The following is a 13,751-nucleotide window of genomic DNA, read 5'->3' as shown; positions in this document are numbered from 1 at the left end:
CCAAGACTGCCTCCCAAAAAGAAGCCTTGAATCTGATTTGCGCCTAAAAGGGAATCCTTAGAGTCCACACCACCTAGCGCCTGATGGCGCGGGACGATAAAAGGCGGGATGCGAAAATCCCTCCTTGCGATCCCGGTTCTGGTGCTGACTGGCGTGGCGGCGTTGGCCGCCGAACCATCCGGCCATCAGAAGTCCGGCAAGACCGCCCCGTCGGGCAAGCTGCTTCCGCTGAAGGGAGCGACATCAAGCAACTCATGCGCGGCATATGGGGCGGGTTTCGTCAGGGTCGAGGGCACTGAGACCTGCGCGAAGATCGGCGGTGCCCTCAGTATCGGCGCCGGCACATCGGCCGGATCGCGCTGAGCGTCAGGTCATCGGCGGCGCGATAAACTTCACAAATCCGGGGCGCTCCGAGATCTGCGCGAACCAGCGCTCGAGGTTCGAAAGTTTCGGTTTTGTGATGCCCTCGACGCCGAACCAGCGCCGCGCAAAAGCGCCGAGCGCGATATCGGCGATCGTGAACTGATCGCCTTCGATATAGCGGCGCGTTGCCACTTGTGCGTCGACGATCCGCCATTGCACGGCCTCGGCGTCGGCGTCCTTCTGGACCTGGACCATGTCGCGTTTTTCCGGCGCCGTGCGCACCAGCGCCCAGAACACCGGCCGGTCCACCGGTTGCAGGGTCGACAGCGTCCAGTCCAGCCAGCGGTCGACGGCCGCGCGGGCCTGCGGACTTTGCGGATAGATCGACGAATTCTGGCCGTAGGCGAGACAGAGATAGCGCATCACCGAATTGGATTCCCACAGCACGAAATCGCCGTCGATCAGCGTCGGCACGCGGCCATTGGGATTCATCGCAAGGTAGGGCGCTTCATTATTCTTGCCGAACTGCATGCCGGCATCGATGCGATCGTAGCCGAGATCGAGCTCGCGCAGGCACCACAGCACTTTTTGAACATTGACCGAATTGGCCCGGCCCCAGATGGTGAGTTGTTGTTTGTTGTCAGCCACGTGTTTTGCTCCCAGCGTTTTTCTTGCGGTGATCTTCTTGCAACCGGTTCATAGCGGAAGATCGGCAAAAAAGCGCGGGCTGCCTTGGCTGGACTAAACAAAAAAAGGCTCCGCCGCGTCGCGACGGAGCCTGTCACGTAGGCTTGCCGTCAGCGGCCGAAGAACAACCACAACAGAAGGATTATCGGTATCGGCACGCCCAACAGCCACAACAAAATTCCTCGTCCCATCCTCGTATCCTCCAAAATATCAATCGAGGAGAGAACGTGTGGGCGAGTGTCTTGTTCCTTTGCGCGGACCGAAACTGCGCACGCGGTGCCGCGTTATGATTGTGGAATATCGGAGAGCGACAGTCCGATTCGAAACAGCGAATAGCCGTCTCGATCGACGGCGTCGCGCACCTCGGCGTTGACGTCGCCGGCCTCGCGGCTACGCGTCAACTTCCATTCGTCTTCCGAGGTGCCTGAGGGAAACGGCACGTCCGCTTTCGTCACCAGCCGGTAGCTGGGATGGCGGACGTGCACGAAGAAGTTGTACCGTAGCGTTTTCAAGCGAAGTGGATGCCGGTTCGCGTCAAGAAAACGCGTCAAAACAAAGAGGCCTACCAGTGGCCGGTGTTCGGCATCGAGGTCCACGGCTCGGCCGGCGGCTTCGGGTCACCCTTCTGCAAGAGCTCGATCGAATGCAGATCCGGGGAGCGGACGAACGCCATGTTACCGTCGCGCGGCGGGCGATTGATGGTGATGCCCATCTTCATCAGCCGGTCGCAGGTGGCGTAGATGTCGTCGACCTCATAGGCGAGGTGGCCGAAATAGCGGTCTTCGCCGTATTTCTCTTCGTCCCAATTGTAGGTGAGTTCGACAAGCGGCGCGCCGCGGGTGGCCGGCGAGGCCTTGAGCAGGCCTTCGTCTTCGGCGGCGCACAGGAACACCAGCGTGAAGCGGCCCTTGTCGTTGTCGATCCGGCGCACTTCCTTCAACCCGAGCGCATCGTGATAGAATTTCATCGCGGCATCGAGATTGCGGACGCGCAGCATGGTGTGGAGAAAACGCATGTTTCTTGGCTCCCTTTGCGAGGCTTGGTTTTTGGTTCGGGGCTTGAATAGCAGCAAAATTCGCCGCGGGGCAGGGGGCATGATGCTGTTTGGGCGCTACCCTGGGTCCTTTACATGGCGGTGTGGCTGGGAAAGTGATGGCAGCATGAAATACCTGCTTGGCGCTCTTCTCATCTCCGGCACGGCTCATGCAGCCGACCAACTTCCCACCAGCATGCTGGGGAAGTGGGCCTCTGACGCCGCTGCGTGCACAGAGCAGTCCAGCGAATCCGGGATGACGGTCGAACCGCGGACGGTGCTGTTTTACGAGCATGGCTTTCAAATCAAGCGCATTACCCGGCTAAAGGACGGCTCACTAAAGGGAACAGGGTATGGTTTTGCAGACGATGGTCGGTCCAACGGTTCAATCACGCTTAAGCTGATTGATCCCAACAAGCTTCAGGCCAAGGGAGAGATCTATCATCGGTGTGAACAGCTCAGCGGAGGCGCACGGTGAGTGGAGCCGAAGCGGGCGGCTTTGCTGCGACTCAAGCGAAAGCCCCGCCTGGGGAAGCGGGGCTCTCTGAGAGAAGCGGAGATGGGGACAAATCTCGACGCTTCGATAGTTAGACGTTCAACGATGAATGAGCTGTGGAAATTGACGGCTTGAAGCGAGTTCTGATCTCGGGACTGCTGGTTCTGTTCCAGCGAACGTACTGCCGAAATCGGTCCAGGGATTGTGGGCCTTCGAGGCTGCCGACTGCTCGAATCCCGAAGGTGATGGGCTGCTGAAAATCGGAGCAAACACGGTTACGTTTTTTGCCTCCGCCCATGACATCAAGCGTGTCGTTCGTCGGCCTGACGGTTCGCTGAGGGCGTCGGGCTTCGTTTCGAACGAAGGCGAAGAACGCCGCGGTCCGGGTTCGTTGACCCTGAAGCTGATTTCGCCGGACAAGCTTCTTGTGCTCGACCACAGGTATCACCGTTGCGGGACAGGTGAGCGCGCCGGGCCGTTCCAAGCGCCGCTGATTCCCGGAAGTCGATCGCGAAACGAGACGAATGCCGGCGCGTCTGAACTGTGGGTAATTCGTCCGTGGGCTGGACAGGCAAGCCCGTCCGCACATTATGCGTCGCGAGACGGAATCTCTGGAGGGCCTAGGGGGACAGTCTCGGTGAAGGCCACGCGGCGTAACGCCCGCGTGGCCTTTTGTTTTTCAATTATTTACGATTGCTCGTCCGCAAAATTGCGGACTCTGTTCGTTCTCCGAGAACAAAAGCGGAGCCGAGGCCTCCCTTTGAAGGTTGGTCGCGGATGAAAACTCGACGCGAGAGCCTCGCCTCGATGTTGCGAACTCGTCAAATTGCTGGACGAGCGACTGACAAGGTCATGAAGCGTCAGCCGGGATTCGTCTCTGCCAACATTCACCGCAGCCTTAGCAGTAGCACGTCGCGAATTATGCCCAACGTCGATCGAAAGAGTATTTCGAGGCCATGCAGCGCAATCCCGAATGCAAAGAGCATATGATGGCGGCAGGCAAGCTCGCGGAAAACTTCGAGCCCGAGCTTTATGCGGTGGCCAGCATCCACGATTAGCAAGACGTGCACGCGCGGGGTTACAGCTACACAAGCGAAAGCCCCGCTCGGGGGAAGCAGGGCTTTCTGATGGGGATGAGTGTCTGGGGGACTACTCATCCATAAGTCACCGCAACGCGCAATTGGTTCAAACCGATTTCCGCGCGCATCCACGGAGCACTTGCGAAAATGTTCTTGTTATGTTCCATTCAATCATCCCCTGGAGGTTGATTCATGGACATCGAGAAACAACGCGAAATCATCAGGCTCTGGAACCGCATGCGCCGGGTCGAAGGCCCGATCGCCGAGGAAATCCGCATCCAGATCCTGGAATATTTTGCGCAGCAGGACCGTCCGAAACGCGCGGCCTGATGAGGTTTGCTCGCGCCCGTCGCCACGGCGTTAAAGCGCGGGCGTTGAGGGCGTGATCCCGCACAGATATTCGCGCGGCAAGGCAGGGACCTCATCGGGACTGAAAGGCCCCACACCCCCGCGCCCGGATATCCCGGCACAGGATGCGGTTCGACAATGGCCGTCACTCCGCATTAAACGCTGAAAATGAAATTGTCGGTCGAACGAGCCCTGTCCCCCGGCGGCACGTCGCCGGCAGCGCGGAGGGACCAGGCTCACTCCCCAATGGTTAGGCCTTGACGTCGACCAAGGCGGTTGGCTCGACCTGGGCGTGTTGTTCGATCTGCGCTTGCTGCGCCTGCGCCTTGGCGTCGTAGACGGCCTTCAGGTCTTCGTTGATCGTATTGGGCGGCGCCTTGGCGGTTTGGTCGACGAGGAGCTGGATTCTGGCCTGCGTCACTTCAACAGGAACGGGATAAACAAGCATGAGATTATCCTCCTGACCAAAAGCTGTCAGGCGGTCGTTTACACTTTGTAAAGAGATTGGGTTAACTGCGAATTGGGTTAATGGCGGAGCGGACCGGTACCATGTGCAGGGGATGCCGAGATGATCTTGGTGACAGGGAGTATTCTGGCGCGCGAGGACAGCTTTGATGAGGTGCTGGCCGCCTGCCTTGATCATGTCGAGCGCTCGCGGGCGGAACCCGGCTGCATCTCGCATGACGTGCATGTCGACTGCCAAAATCCGATGCGCCTGTTTTTCTTCGAGCAATGGGCGGACGAGGCAGCCCTGCGCACCCACTTCGCCGTTGAAGGTTCGAAAGCGTTCGTCAGATCGCTCAAGGGCCGGATCGTCGAAACCACCGGGACCAGGATCTATCGCGCGGAATCAATTCCGCGATAGCCGCGCTGCAAGCCGTGACGCGCAAGCACCGCTTCTTGTCGCCTGCGGGCCTTAGAGGATCTTCTCCAGCCGTTCGGCATAGAGCCGGAATTCCTCGGCCATCTCGTTGAGCTTCTTCGAGGCCTCGGGATCCTTGGCGGCGCGGGCCAAACGCTTGGCTCGGATCGACTGGTCGCGGTAGTGATCTGCCTGGGTCATGTCACACCTTTTCGGATAGGTCCAAATCGCGCCAAAAAGGTTCGATCACGACGATGCGAACAGCATCGTGTCCGGAGCGCTCCGATCAGGCCGGCCTGGCGGGAGGCGGCGAGGGGCACGATGCGGTTTGCCATCGGCGAGCGCTCGCGAAGTAACCCGATCTTAAGGGGCGGCCGGTCCGGAAAACGCGCCCCCTGTTCGTTCTTCGAAGAACAAAAGGAGTCTTGCTTCGATATTTCGGATTCGCTTGCGCAGTGCTTCACGTGTCTCCCGAACTCCTGGGCAGATCCATTTGACTATGTTGGGCTAGCCCAGGCTGTGCCGATGCGTATTCTGCTTGAAGATAAAGCTCGATGCGTTCTGTCCGCCGGGGTGTGGACGGGTGCGCAGCAAGCATTGGGCGCAACGCCTGAAAACCCGTTTTGCGGCCTGTGATTTGGCTGTGGATTTGCTGCGGACAAGTACGTGCGTACGGGATCGGTGCGGGTGCGCGCGCCAACCGGCGAGGTCAACGATCCCTTTCCGGCGCTCCAATAACCCTATTCAGTTAGGTTAAGACCGGGATTGCGTTGTGCTTATCAGAGGTTGCGCTAGGGATGGCTGGAGGAAGCAGCCATGGTCCCTTCGTTTCATAACGCCGACAAACCGACCCACCGACGCGTGATGGTGGTCGGGCTGCTGTTTTGCCTGGCCTTCGTCGGCATCAGTTTTTCACTGCGGTCGCAACCGGAAACCGGACACGTGCTGGTCAAAGCTGACAGGCTGGTCCGGACGGCGGGCGAGCCGCACAAGGCGAACTAGGATCCCCTAGCGGTCCGGTAATTTTTCGCCGCGCGGTTTGTGATATTTGGCAATGCCGATAAAGCCGGCAAACGCGATCACGTTCAGCAGAACTTCCAGCCATGGGGGCATCGTTGCACCTCTTTCGGGAACAGATTCCCGGGGCCGCAATTGGTTCCTTCGTGCTGGTTTGGCGTGGATATTTTGCGGTCAGGGCCTGCCAGCCGCGAAATGAAAACCCCGCCAGCCTCCGAAGACGCTGACGGGGTCTTTCATGCTTTCACCTCTGGCAAGGTTGCTGCACTTGAGCTGAGAATGCGCATCCGCAGGGTTCGTTCCCGTCGCTCCGAAAACTTTTTGGCGAAAATGGCTTGCCGGTTCCGCCTGGTGGCGGACTTACAAAAAAGCCCGACGCATCGCCCCGGGCTCTTTGCTGATCGGACTTTGGCGCTAGCTCCAGAACGATGGGCGGTTAAATCCGCTCCAGGCTTTGCCGAGCGTGGTGGCGTAATATTCCTCGCGCTCGCGTTCGAATTTTTCCTGCGTGGCCTTGAAGCTCGCGACCCGTGCTGCGATTTCCTCGCGCGCACGCGCGAGCCTGTCGTCCTGTTCGTTCATTGCCCATCCTTTTTGGAGTCGTGTTTTTGAGTCGTCCCGGTTGCCATTGACGGTTGCGATTGGGGCGTGAATTGGGAAGCCGCGTTGCGGGATTGTGGTCGTCTGTTTGCAAAGCGATGGCGGTGGATAAGGCCCGTGCGCCGCTTGTTGCTTGCGCACCTTCCCGGTAGCGACAAGCAAACCGGAGGTTCCAATGGCAAAGATCGATCTGGATTCACTGAGCATCGAAGAACTCGCCGCACTGCGCGAGCACGCCACCGACAAGCTGTTCGAGAAGGTCGCTGTGCGCCGCGCCGAGCTCGAGGCGGAACTGGAAAAACTCGCGCAATACGGCAAGCCTGCGAAGAAAACGGAGAGCGCGCCTGTCGCCAAGGTCAAGAAGACCGACGAGGTGCGGGAACCCAAGGAACCCGTCGCCAAAGCCGCCTGATGATGCCTGCTTGGTGACGCGCGGCCGACGTTTGGTTGTGCGGGGGCCGACCGAACAGCCAATCCGATTGGCCGCGCTATCGTCGGCGCGGCCAATTTTGTTTGACGTGTTTTCCGTTGCGGGGCAGGCTTCCGCTTGGAAACGCTTTGAAAAATCGGATGTTGACGTGATCGCACCAGACCTTCGCAGCGGCGTCGAACAGCTCGGCAACATGATCGCCGAGGCATCGTCCATCGTTCCCTTTACCGGCGCCGGCATCTCGACCGAATGCGGCATTCCCGATTTCCGCTCGCCTGGTGGCTTGTGGACTCGCAATCGTCCGATTCCGTTCGACGAGTTTGTCGCCAGTTCCGACGCCCGTGACGAGGCTTGGCGGCGGCGCTTTGCGATGGAGCCGACCTTTGCCGCGGCGAAACCCGGCCGCGGGCATCGGGCGCTGGCGTCGCTCTACAAGGCCGGCAAGATCCCCGCGATCATCACCCAGAACATCGACAATCTGCACCAGACGTCCGGTTTCAAGGCCGACGACGTGGTCGAACTGCACGGCAACACGACCTACGCCCGCTGCATCGGCTGCGGGCAGGCCTACGATCTGCCCTGGGTCAAAGCGCGCTTTGACGAGACCGGCGGCGCGCCCGATTGCACGGTTTGCGACGAACCGGTCAAGACCGCGACCATTTCGTTTGGACAGGCGATGCCGGAAGACGCGATGCGCCGCGCCACGGAACTGGCCCAGCATTGCGACCTGTTCCTCGCCATCGGATCCTCGCTGGTGGTTTGGCCGGCCGCAGGTTTTCCGCTGATGGCCAAGAACTGCGGCGCCAGGCTCGTCATCATCAATAACGAGCCGACCGAACAGGACGATGTCGCCGATCTCGTGATCCGGCACGACATCGGAGAGACGCTTGGACCATTTGTAGGCAATTGATCTGCAATTGATTCGAAGCTGTGCAAGCCTGTTCATAGTTCCCGCCTGAATTGTTTTTTTAGCTATGCGCCGCATGCGGGAGTGTTATCTTTTGATTCGAGAGATTCGCGCGGCGTTATCATGAGTGGTCATGGATGGGCGCGTGTTCCGGTCCGCTACGGCGATAGCGGGCCGCAAATGAATGTGTGAGGTCCGGGGTCATGGGGTCGGACGGATTTGAGTCCAAGAAGCTCGGGGGGCCGCCGTCAGGCGGGACGGGGCAGAACAGGCTTGGACCAGGTGAATTCTCTGCCGGCGCCGAGCGCGATCCGGCGATGGATGCTCTTTCGGGTCTTGGCGATGCGGCCGCCAACCTTGTCGAAATTTCCGGCGTCATCAAATGGTTCGACGCCTCGAAAGGCTACGGCTTCATCGTTCCCGACAATGGCTGGCCCGACGTGCTGCTGCACGTGACGGTGCTGCGCCGCGATGGCTATCAGACCGCGTATGAAGGTGCGCGGCTGGTGGTCGAGTGCGTGCAACGCGCCAAGGGCTATCAGGCCTTCCGTATCGTCTCGATGGATGAGTCCACTGCGATCCATCCGGCGCAGATGCTGCCGCCGCGGACCCATGTCAGCGTTACGCCGACCTCAGGTCTGGAGCGCGCGCAGGTCAAATGGTTTAACCGGCTGCGCGGTTTCGGCTTCCTGACCTGCGGCGAGGGGACGCCTGACATCTTCGTGCATATGGAGACGCTGCGCCGCTTCGGCATGACCGAGCTGCGGCCTGGCCAGTACGTGCTGGTGCGGTTCGGGCCCGGCTCCAAGGGCATGATGGCCGCGGAGATCCACCCCGAGACCGGGCCGTCGGCGCTGTCGTCGCACTAACCGCCCGTATCCGCTGTCCGGCCTGTCACCTGACGGAATCGTGAGCCGCTCGGTGCCTGTGCGTGCGCCGGCCTCTGGCCTTTGCCGCAATCATCGGGTTAGGATTTCCCGGCAATGGCCCCCTAAATCCTCCTGGATCATCCTGATGTCCGGCGTGAGTGTTGTTATGAATTTGGCTTCGATGGTTGCGCGGACCGGTCGGCGCGGACGGTTGGCGACGTCGCTGATCGTCGGGCTCGGCATGTTGGCAAGCCTTGGCGCAACTGCGCAGGCAGCGAGCTTCCATCCGCTCGAGATCGCCACCAAGTCCGGCGTGCAGGTGTTTTCGGTCGAGATGGCAACCACCGAAGAGGAGAAGACCACCGGGCTGATGCACCGCAAGGAATTGCCCGACGGTAAAGGCATGCTGTTCGATTTCTCGCCCGAACAGCAGATCTCGATGTGGATGAAGAACACCTACATCTCGCTCGACATGATCTTCATCCGCGCCGATGGCCGCATCCTGAGGATCGCGGAAAATACCGAGCCGATGTCGACCAAGATCATCTCGTCGGGCGGGCTCGCCAAGGGCGTGCTGGAGGTGATCGCCGGCACGGCGCAAAAATACGGCATCAGGCCCGGCGACCGGGTGGCGCACCCCCTGTTCAACGGCCGCTGACAAGCTGCCCAGTGCCTCTGCGGCGGCCATCGCAGGGTCCGGACAAAAAATCTCGAAAACAACCCCATGCAAAGTAGAATGGGGCCACCATTTGAACCTGAGCTTGGGGCCTCCAGTGCCTTGCTGGCGAGGTCCCAAGCGTGTATCGACGTCCATTCCCAGCACCAATCGGGGTATAGCGCAGCCTGGTAGCGCGGCAGTTTTGGGTACTGCAGGTCGTTGGTTCGAATCCAGCTGCCCCGACCAACTAACCCTTTGAAATTCCTCAAAGTGATTCTGACGTTTTCCGCGATTCTGGCACGTGGTTCTTACGCTGTTCCGTTACCGCTGCGCGGCCTGCCACACCAGCAGGCGATGTTCGGCCATCGACATCGCCACCGAGGTTACGTAGCCGGTCACACCGAGCAGGATGACGCCGGCGAAAAGATCGGCCGAACGGAAGGCTCTGGCCGAGAGCAGCACCCAGTGGCCGAGACCGTCGAGGCCGGCGAGGATTTCGCAGACCACGGAGAGGATCAGCGCCACCGTCAGGCTAAGGCGCATGCCGGCGAGAATGTCTGGGCTGGCGGACGGCAGCGCGATCTTGAAGATCACCGCCAGCCGCGGCATCTGCAGCGAGCGCGCCACCTCGTAGAGCCGCGGCTCGACTGCGGCAAAACCATGAATGGTTGCCAGCATGATCGGCCAGATCGCACCGAAGGCGATCACGAACAGCGCCATGGCCTGGGTCAGCCCCAGCATCGCAATCGCGACCGGGATGATGGCCGATACCGGCAACGGCCGCAAAAACTCCAGCGACGGTGCCACATAGGTCCGCATTATCCGCGACGAACCGATGATCGCGCCGATCGCGATACCGGCGATCGATGCGGCGAGCCAGCCATAGGCCATGTGCTCGAGCGTGCCGGCGAGCTTGCTCCAGAGATCGCCGTTGGAAAATCCGCGCATCAGCGAGGCCCAGGCACGGTCCGGGCCCGGCAGGAACACCGGCGAGACCAGCTTCAGATTGGCGATCAGTTGCCACAGCGCAATGAAGGAAGCGGCGACCGCAAAGCTTGCGGCGCGCCAGAGCCAGATCGTCGCGATGCGGTTCATGCGCTGTCTCCGCTCAACGCGGCGCGGCCGAACATGCGGTGCTGCGCCACCACCAGCAGGATGTTCAGGGCGTAGCCAATGACGCCGATCCAGACCAGATAGGCCAGCATCAGGTCGGGGCGCAGCGCCTGCTGCGCCAGCATGATGCCGGCACCCAGCCCCAGTGGATTGATCGCGATTTCGACCGTGACGGCTACGATCAGCGCGATACCGGCCGACAGCCGGAACGCCACGAAGATCCGCGGCAGGGCCGCGGGGATGATGATCTTCCAGACGCGCTGCGCGGCGGGTAGCCGCAGCGCCCGCGATACTTCCATCAGCCGCGGTTCGATACTGCGTACCGCCGCCCGGCTCAGGATCAGGATCGGCCAGACGCAGGCGAACGCTACGATCACGATTTCCATGCGATAGCCGAACCCGAGCGCGATCAGCGCGATCGGCAGCAAGGCGATCGACGGGATCGGCCGGATCGCCTCGACCGTCACCTCCATCAGGCGGTTGAGCGTGTCTGATATCCCGAAGGAAATGCCGAGCGCCAGCCCGATGACGGTGCCGATCGCAAGGCCCGCAAAGGTCGAGAACAACGTGTCGCGCGTCGCTGTGAGGATTGAGAAGTCGGCAAAGGCGCCGGCGAGCGCCATGGCGATCTCGCTTGGTGGCGCCAGGCTGTCGCTTTGCAGATGCGTCGCGCGCGCCCAGGCCTCGAAGGCGAGCAGCACCGCCATCGGCAGCAACAGCGCCTTGACTTTTTCCTTGGCCTTTTCCTTGGCCTTATCCGTCGTCACTGTTCGGTCGCCTTGATGAAGTCGAACAACTGCCGCCGCAAGCGCAGGAATTCCGGGTGTTCGCGGGTCGAAAGCTGATCGCGCGGCCGCGGCAGATTGACAGCAAGCTCAATGCCGATCCGTCCGGGATGTGGCAGCAGGCCGATGACGCGGTCGCCGAGATAGATGGCTTCGTCCAGATCATGCGTCACGAAGATCACGGTGGCGCCGCTTGCAGCCACCAGTGCCAGCACCTCGTCCTGCAAGCCCTGCCGCGTCATCGCATCGAGCGCGCCGAACGGTTCGTCCATCAGCAGCGTCTTCGGTTCCTGCGCCAGGCATCGTGCGATCTGCAGCCGCTGCTGCATGCCGCCGGACATTTCTGCGGGATATTTTCCGGCATGGCCGGGCAGGCCGACCGTGCGCAGCAATTCCTCGATGCGGGCAGGGCGCTCGGCGGCGGCCATTCCGCCCGCTTCGAGCGCCAGCGACACATTGCCGGCCGCGGTGCGCCACGGCAGCAGGGCCTTGCCGTAGTCCTGGAAGACGATGGCGATCTCGCGCCGCGGATGCAGCATCAGCTGGCCGTCGAAATCCACCCGGCCGCTGGTCGGCTGGTAGAGCCCCGCCGCCAGCCGCAGCGCGGTGGTCTTGCCGCAACCGGACGCACCGACGACGCAGAGGAATTCGCCGGGCCGGACGCCAAGGCTCAAATTCTCGATGATGGTTTTGCCACCGAGCTGGAGCGTAACGTCCGTGAACGCGATCTGCGGTCTCGGTTGGCCGGGAATGACCTCGAAGCGTTTTGCGGCATTTGCCATGGCGTCAGCTCTCGCTTCCAGTGGGATAGACGATGTCGATCGTCGAACGCAGATGCGCCTCCAGCATCGCCTGCGCGCCGGCGATATCGCGGGATAGAACGCGGTCGGCGAGCGATTGGTGGACGCGTACGAATTTCTTTCCGCTCTCGAGGGAGCGCATCATCACGCGGCGATAGCGGTAAGCCTGGTCGTAGAGATCGGAATGCGCTGATAGCAGCCGCTTGGACCCGCAGCCGGTCAGTAGCGCGGTGTGGAAACCCTTGTGCAGCCGGTCGAAATCCTCGGCGCCTTCGCGGAATTCATCGCCGGTCCGCTCGATGTGCCGGCGCATCTGGTGCAGCGTGCTGACGATGCCGGCCTCCCAGGCATCGTCGCCATGAGTAATCGCCAGCTTGATAGCCTCGATCTCGACCGCGGTCCGCATCAAGGTGATATCGTGCAGGTCCTCGCGGCTGACGTCCGCAACGCGAAACCCTCGCTGTCCGGTTCCGACGATCAGCCCGCGCGACATCAGCCGCGACAATCCTTCGCGCAGCGGCGTCGCGCCGATCTCATAGCGCTGAACCAGATCGATGATCCCAAGCCGCGATCCCGGCGCGAGATGCCCGGCCAGTATGTCGTGCTCGACCAGCGTGGCCGCGCGCTCGCTTAAAGTTGCGGCCTCAGTCGCGGGTTGGGTCGAATTGCGCTCGGTAGTCGACATTGCAACAGCCTCACTTCAGGACCAGTTTGGCGGTATCGAGCCTGGATTGCAGCATTTTCTGCGACGACATTACCTCGATCCACCAGATCAACTGCTCGGGCTTAAGCACCGGCTCGGATTGGTTCGGGGGCGTCGCCTTGACCAATTCGATCGGCTGCTTGGTGAATTTGGAGATCGACGCGGAGGCCTTTTCACGATCGCCGTTGACGATCAGCGCAGATTCGGCGATCGCATCGCGAAATTTCTTGATCGCGACGGCGTTCTTGTCGGCCCATTCGCGGGATGCCGCATAGAAGATGATCGGGTCGGTGCGCGCGAGCTCGGCTGCATAACGCGCGCCGACCGAGCCTAATCCTGCGTTCAGCATACGCGTCACGAACGGCTCGGCGGTCAGCACGGCATCGACGCCGCCTGATTTGATGATGTCGGCCATGGTCGGGAAGGTGACCTCGACGAAATTGACGCGCCTGGGATCGACACCTTTGTCCACCAGCCACTTTACGAACAGCACATGCAGGAAGGCGTTGAGGCCGGGCGCGCCGACTTTCTTGCCGACGAAATCCTTCGGCTCCTTGATGGTAATGCCGTTGCGGACGAAGGCGGCGATGCTGTCCTGGTTCACCGGGCTCATCACGCTCGCGCCGGCGATGGCGACGAGGTCGAGACCGCCGTCAACGGCCTGCAGGAACACAGTCGAGGTTGGCCCACCGATCTGAATCGAGTTGGAAAGGATCGCAGCGGGGATGTTCGAATTGATGCCGATCGGCGTCATCTCGACTTCAAGCCCGTGCTTTTTGAAGATGCCTTCGTCGATCGCCACCATGGCGGAGGCGCAATCCGACGTCGCCGTGCAACCGACCTGAATCTTGGCCTGTGCAACGGCAGCTCCCGCCAGCGCCAGGCTGACCGCAAAGGTTGCAAGGATCGTTTTCACCGCCATCTCCCCGGTTTACATTTTTGGTGCTTGATTATCGATATTTTTTTTGATCATATATTTCATCCGAAAGCAAGAGGCGGCA

The 13,751-nt window shown here is 61.0% G+C and carries 20 protein-coding genes and 1 tRNA gene; 10 read left to right on the top strand and 11 right to left on the bottom strand.

From position 1 onward, the window contains the following. Window positions 1–108: 108 nt before the first annotated feature. Window positions 109–363, top strand: a complete 255-nt coding sequence (locus tag JQ629_RS24330; RefSeq protein WP_212414796.1) for a porin — start codon at window positions 109–111, stop codon at window positions 361–363. A gap of 3 nt (window positions 364–366) precedes the next feature. Here the strand turns inward: JQ629_RS24330 and JQ629_RS24325 are convergent, their stop codons facing one another. The 3 genes from JQ629_RS24325 to JQ629_RS24315 all read right to left on the bottom strand — a co-directional run bounded on the left by JQ629_RS24325 (window position 367) and on the right by JQ629_RS24315 (window position 2,065). Continuing rightward, window positions 367–1,011 (bottom strand): glutathione S-transferase family protein, encoded by a 645-nt coding sequence (locus JQ629_RS24325; RefSeq protein WP_212414795.1) that lies wholly within the window; start codon window positions 1,009–1,011, stop codon window positions 367–369. Between the two features lie 323 nt (window positions 1,012–1,334). Beyond that, window positions 1,335–1,562 (bottom strand): hypothetical protein, encoded by a 228-nt coding sequence (locus tag JQ629_RS24320; protein WP_212261684.1) that lies wholly within the window; start codon window positions 1,560–1,562, stop codon window positions 1,335–1,337. Between the two features lie 50 nt (window positions 1,563–1,612). Beyond that, the gene (locus tag JQ629_RS24315) at window positions 1,613–2,065 is read right to left on the bottom strand and encodes a VOC family protein (RefSeq protein WP_212414794.1); all 453 of its coding nucleotides are present in this window, start codon (window positions 2,063–2,065) and stop codon (window positions 1,613–1,615) included. Between JQ629_RS24315 and JQ629_RS24310 the strand changes: the two genes are divergently transcribed. Next, window positions 2,064–2,561: a hypothetical protein gene (locus tag JQ629_RS24310; RefSeq protein WP_212414793.1), complete on the top strand. Its 498-nt coding sequence runs from the start codon at window positions 2,064–2,066 to the stop codon at window positions 2,559–2,561. The genes JQ629_RS24315 and JQ629_RS24310 overlap by 2 nt on opposite strands. 1,289 nt (window positions 2,562–3,850) lie before the next feature. Then, window positions 3,851–3,988 carry a hypothetical protein gene (locus JQ629_RS24305; protein ID WP_212209431.1) on the top strand — a complete coding sequence of 46 codons (138 nt, stop codon included), beginning with the start codon at window positions 3,851–3,853 and terminating at the stop codon, window positions 3,986–3,988. A 268-nt stretch (window positions 3,989–4,256) separates the two neighbouring features. On the opposite strand, the gene JQ629_RS24300 is transcribed toward JQ629_RS24305, so the two are convergent. Beyond that, entirely contained in the window at window positions 4,257–4,454 is a 198-nt protein-coding gene (locus JQ629_RS24300; protein WP_212414792.1) for a hypothetical protein, read from the bottom strand. A gap of 120 nt (window positions 4,455–4,574) precedes the next feature. Between JQ629_RS24300 and JQ629_RS24295 the strand changes: the two genes are divergently transcribed. Then, the gene (locus JQ629_RS24295) at window positions 4,575–4,871 is read left to right on the top strand and encodes a putative quinol monooxygenase (protein ID WP_212414791.1); all 297 of its coding nucleotides are present in this window, start codon (window positions 4,575–4,577) and stop codon (window positions 4,869–4,871) included. 51 nt (window positions 4,872–4,922) lie between these two features. Here JQ629_RS24295 and JQ629_RS24290 read toward each other — a convergent pair whose 3' ends face one another. Continuing rightward, the gene (locus JQ629_RS24290) at window positions 4,923–5,069 is read right to left on the bottom strand and encodes a hypothetical protein (RefSeq protein ID WP_212261665.1); all 147 of its coding nucleotides are present in this window, start codon (window positions 5,067–5,069) and stop codon (window positions 4,923–4,925) included. Window positions 5,070–5,684: 615 nt separating this feature from the next. Between JQ629_RS24290 and JQ629_RS24285 the strand changes: the two genes are divergently transcribed. Next, the gene (locus tag JQ629_RS24285) at window positions 5,685–5,870 is read left to right on the top strand and encodes a hypothetical protein (RefSeq protein ID WP_212209536.1); all 186 of its coding nucleotides are present in this window, start codon (window positions 5,685–5,687) and stop codon (window positions 5,868–5,870) included. Between the two features lie 429 nt (window positions 5,871–6,299). Here the strand turns inward: JQ629_RS24285 and JQ629_RS24280 are convergent, their stop codons facing one another. After that, window positions 6,300–6,467 carry a hypothetical protein gene (locus tag JQ629_RS24280; RefSeq protein WP_212261662.1) on the bottom strand — a complete coding sequence of 56 codons (168 nt, stop codon included), beginning with the start codon at window positions 6,465–6,467 and terminating at the stop codon, window positions 6,300–6,302. A gap of 193 nt (window positions 6,468–6,660) precedes the next feature. Here JQ629_RS24280 and JQ629_RS24275 point away from each other — a divergent pair, with 193 nt between their 5' ends. From JQ629_RS24275 to JQ629_RS24255, 5 genes are all read left to right on the top strand, one after another. Beyond that, complete coding sequence (locus tag JQ629_RS24275; RefSeq protein ID WP_212261659.1) at window positions 6,661–6,897, top strand: hypothetical protein; 237 nt, start codon at window positions 6,661–6,663, stop codon at window positions 6,895–6,897. Between the two features lie 166 nt (window positions 6,898–7,063). Continuing rightward, on the top strand, window positions 7,064–7,825 hold the full coding sequence (locus tag JQ629_RS24270; protein ID WP_212414790.1) for an SIR2 family NAD-dependent protein deacylase: 762 nt from the start codon (window positions 7,064–7,066) through the stop codon (window positions 7,823–7,825). Between the two features lie 200 nt (window positions 7,826–8,025). Continuing rightward, the gene (locus tag JQ629_RS24265; RefSeq protein ID WP_212036625.1) at window positions 8,026–8,691 is read left to right on the top strand and encodes a cold-shock protein; all 666 of its coding nucleotides are present in this window, start codon (window positions 8,026–8,028) and stop codon (window positions 8,689–8,691) included. Window positions 8,692–8,932: 241 nt separating this feature from the next. Then, window positions 8,933–9,349, top strand: coding sequence for a DUF192 domain-containing protein (locus JQ629_RS24260; protein ID WP_249133138.1), 417 nt, complete (start codon window positions 8,933–8,935; stop codon window positions 9,347–9,349). Window positions 9,350–9,518: 169 nt separating this feature from the next. Then, window positions 9,519–9,595 (top strand) — tRNA-Pro (locus JQ629_RS24255). 75 nt (window positions 9,596–9,670) lie between these two features. On the opposite strand, the gene JQ629_RS24250 is transcribed toward JQ629_RS24255, so the two are convergent. From JQ629_RS24250 to JQ629_RS24230, 5 genes are read right to left on the bottom strand one after another with little or no spacing between them, the layout of a single operon-like run. After that, on the bottom strand, window positions 9,671–10,444 hold the full coding sequence (locus JQ629_RS24250) for an ABC transporter permease (RefSeq protein WP_212414789.1): 774 nt from the start codon (window positions 10,442–10,444) through the stop codon (window positions 9,671–9,673). Then, entirely contained in the window at window positions 10,441–11,169 is a 729-nt protein-coding gene (locus JQ629_RS24245; protein WP_212262453.1) for an ABC transporter permease, read from the bottom strand. The genes JQ629_RS24250 and JQ629_RS24245 overlap by 4 nt, the downstream gene beginning before the upstream one ends. A gap of 56 nt (window positions 11,170–11,225) precedes the next feature. Further along, a complete protein-coding gene (locus JQ629_RS24240; protein WP_212414788.1) occupies window positions 11,226–12,029 on the bottom strand; it encodes an ABC transporter ATP-binding protein in 804 nt (267 codons plus the stop codon). Between the two features lie 4 nt (window positions 12,030–12,033). Next, window positions 12,034–12,732: a GntR family transcriptional regulator gene (locus JQ629_RS24235; RefSeq protein WP_212414787.1), complete on the bottom strand. Its 699-nt coding sequence runs from the start codon at window positions 12,730–12,732 to the stop codon at window positions 12,034–12,036. A gap of 10 nt (window positions 12,733–12,742) precedes the next feature. Further along, window positions 12,743–13,657, bottom strand: coding sequence for an ABC transporter substrate-binding protein (locus JQ629_RS24230; protein ID WP_502753276.1), 915 nt, complete (start codon window positions 13,655–13,657; stop codon window positions 12,743–12,745). Window positions 13,658–13,751 lie beyond the last annotated feature (94 nt).

The organism is Bradyrhizobium sp. AUGA SZCCT0222 (assembly GCF_018130205.1).
In the GTDB taxonomy this organism is placed as follows: domain Bacteria; phylum Pseudomonadota; class Alphaproteobacteria; order Rhizobiales; family Xanthobacteraceae; genus Bradyrhizobium.
The sequence above is the reverse complement of the archived record's forward strand: the minus strand, read 5'-3'. Positions and strand labels throughout refer to the sequence as shown.

Excerpts from the sequence above, each read along its gene's own strand:
- JQ629_RS24330 (WP_212414796.1), top strand. The coding sequence starts at position 109 with ATGCGAAAATCCCTCCTTGCGATCCCGGTTCTGGTGCTGACTGGCGTG.
- JQ629_RS24275 (WP_212261659.1), top strand. The coding sequence starts at position 6,661 with ATGGCAAAGATCGATCTGGATTCACTGAGCATCGAAGAACTCGCCGCA.
- JQ629_RS24300 (WP_212414792.1), bottom strand. The coding sequence starts at position 4,454 with ATGCTTGTTTATCCCGTTCCTGTTGAAGTGACGCAGGCCAGAATCCAG.
- JQ629_RS24305 (WP_212209431.1), top strand. The coding sequence starts at position 3,851 with ATGGACATCGAGAAACAACGCGAAATCATCAGGCTCTGGAACCGCATG.
- JQ629_RS24235 (WP_212414787.1), bottom strand. The coding sequence starts at position 12,732 with ATGTCGACTACCGAGCGCAATTCGACCCAACCCGCGACTGAGGCCGCA.
- JQ629_RS24310 (WP_212414793.1), top strand. The coding sequence starts at position 2,064 with ATGTTTCTTGGCTCCCTTTGCGAGGCTTGGTTTTTGGTTCGGGGCTTG.
- JQ629_RS24250 (WP_212414789.1), bottom strand. The coding sequence starts at position 10,444 with ATGAACCGCATCGCGACGATCTGGCTCTGGCGCGCCGCAAGCTTTGCG.
- JQ629_RS24240 (WP_212414788.1), bottom strand. The coding sequence starts at position 12,029 with ATGGCAAATGCCGCAAAACGCTTCGAGGTCATTCCCGGCCAACCGAGA.
- JQ629_RS24260 (WP_249133138.1), top strand. The coding sequence starts at position 8,933 with ATGTTGGCAAGCCTTGGCGCAACTGCGCAGGCAGCGAGCTTCCATCCG.
- JQ629_RS24285 (WP_212209536.1), top strand. The coding sequence starts at position 5,685 with ATGGTCCCTTCGTTTCATAACGCCGACAAACCGACCCACCGACGCGTG.
- JQ629_RS24315 (WP_212414794.1), bottom strand. The coding sequence starts at position 2,065 with ATGCGTTTTCTCCACACCATGCTGCGCGTCCGCAATCTCGATGCCGCG.
- JQ629_RS24265 (WP_212036625.1), top strand. The coding sequence starts at position 8,026 with ATGGGGTCGGACGGATTTGAGTCCAAGAAGCTCGGGGGGCCGCCGTCA.
- JQ629_RS24295 (WP_212414791.1), top strand. The coding sequence starts at position 4,575 with ATGATCTTGGTGACAGGGAGTATTCTGGCGCGCGAGGACAGCTTTGAT.
- JQ629_RS24245 (WP_212262453.1), bottom strand. The coding sequence starts at position 11,169 with ATGGCGGTGCTGCTCGCCTTCGAGGCCTGGGCGCGCGCGACGCATCTG.
- JQ629_RS24290 (WP_212261665.1), bottom strand. The coding sequence starts at position 5,069 with ATGACCCAGGCAGATCACTACCGCGACCAGTCGATCCGAGCCAAGCGT.
- JQ629_RS24280 (WP_212261662.1), bottom strand. The coding sequence starts at position 6,467 with ATGAACGAACAGGACGACAGGCTCGCGCGTGCGCGCGAGGAAATCGCA.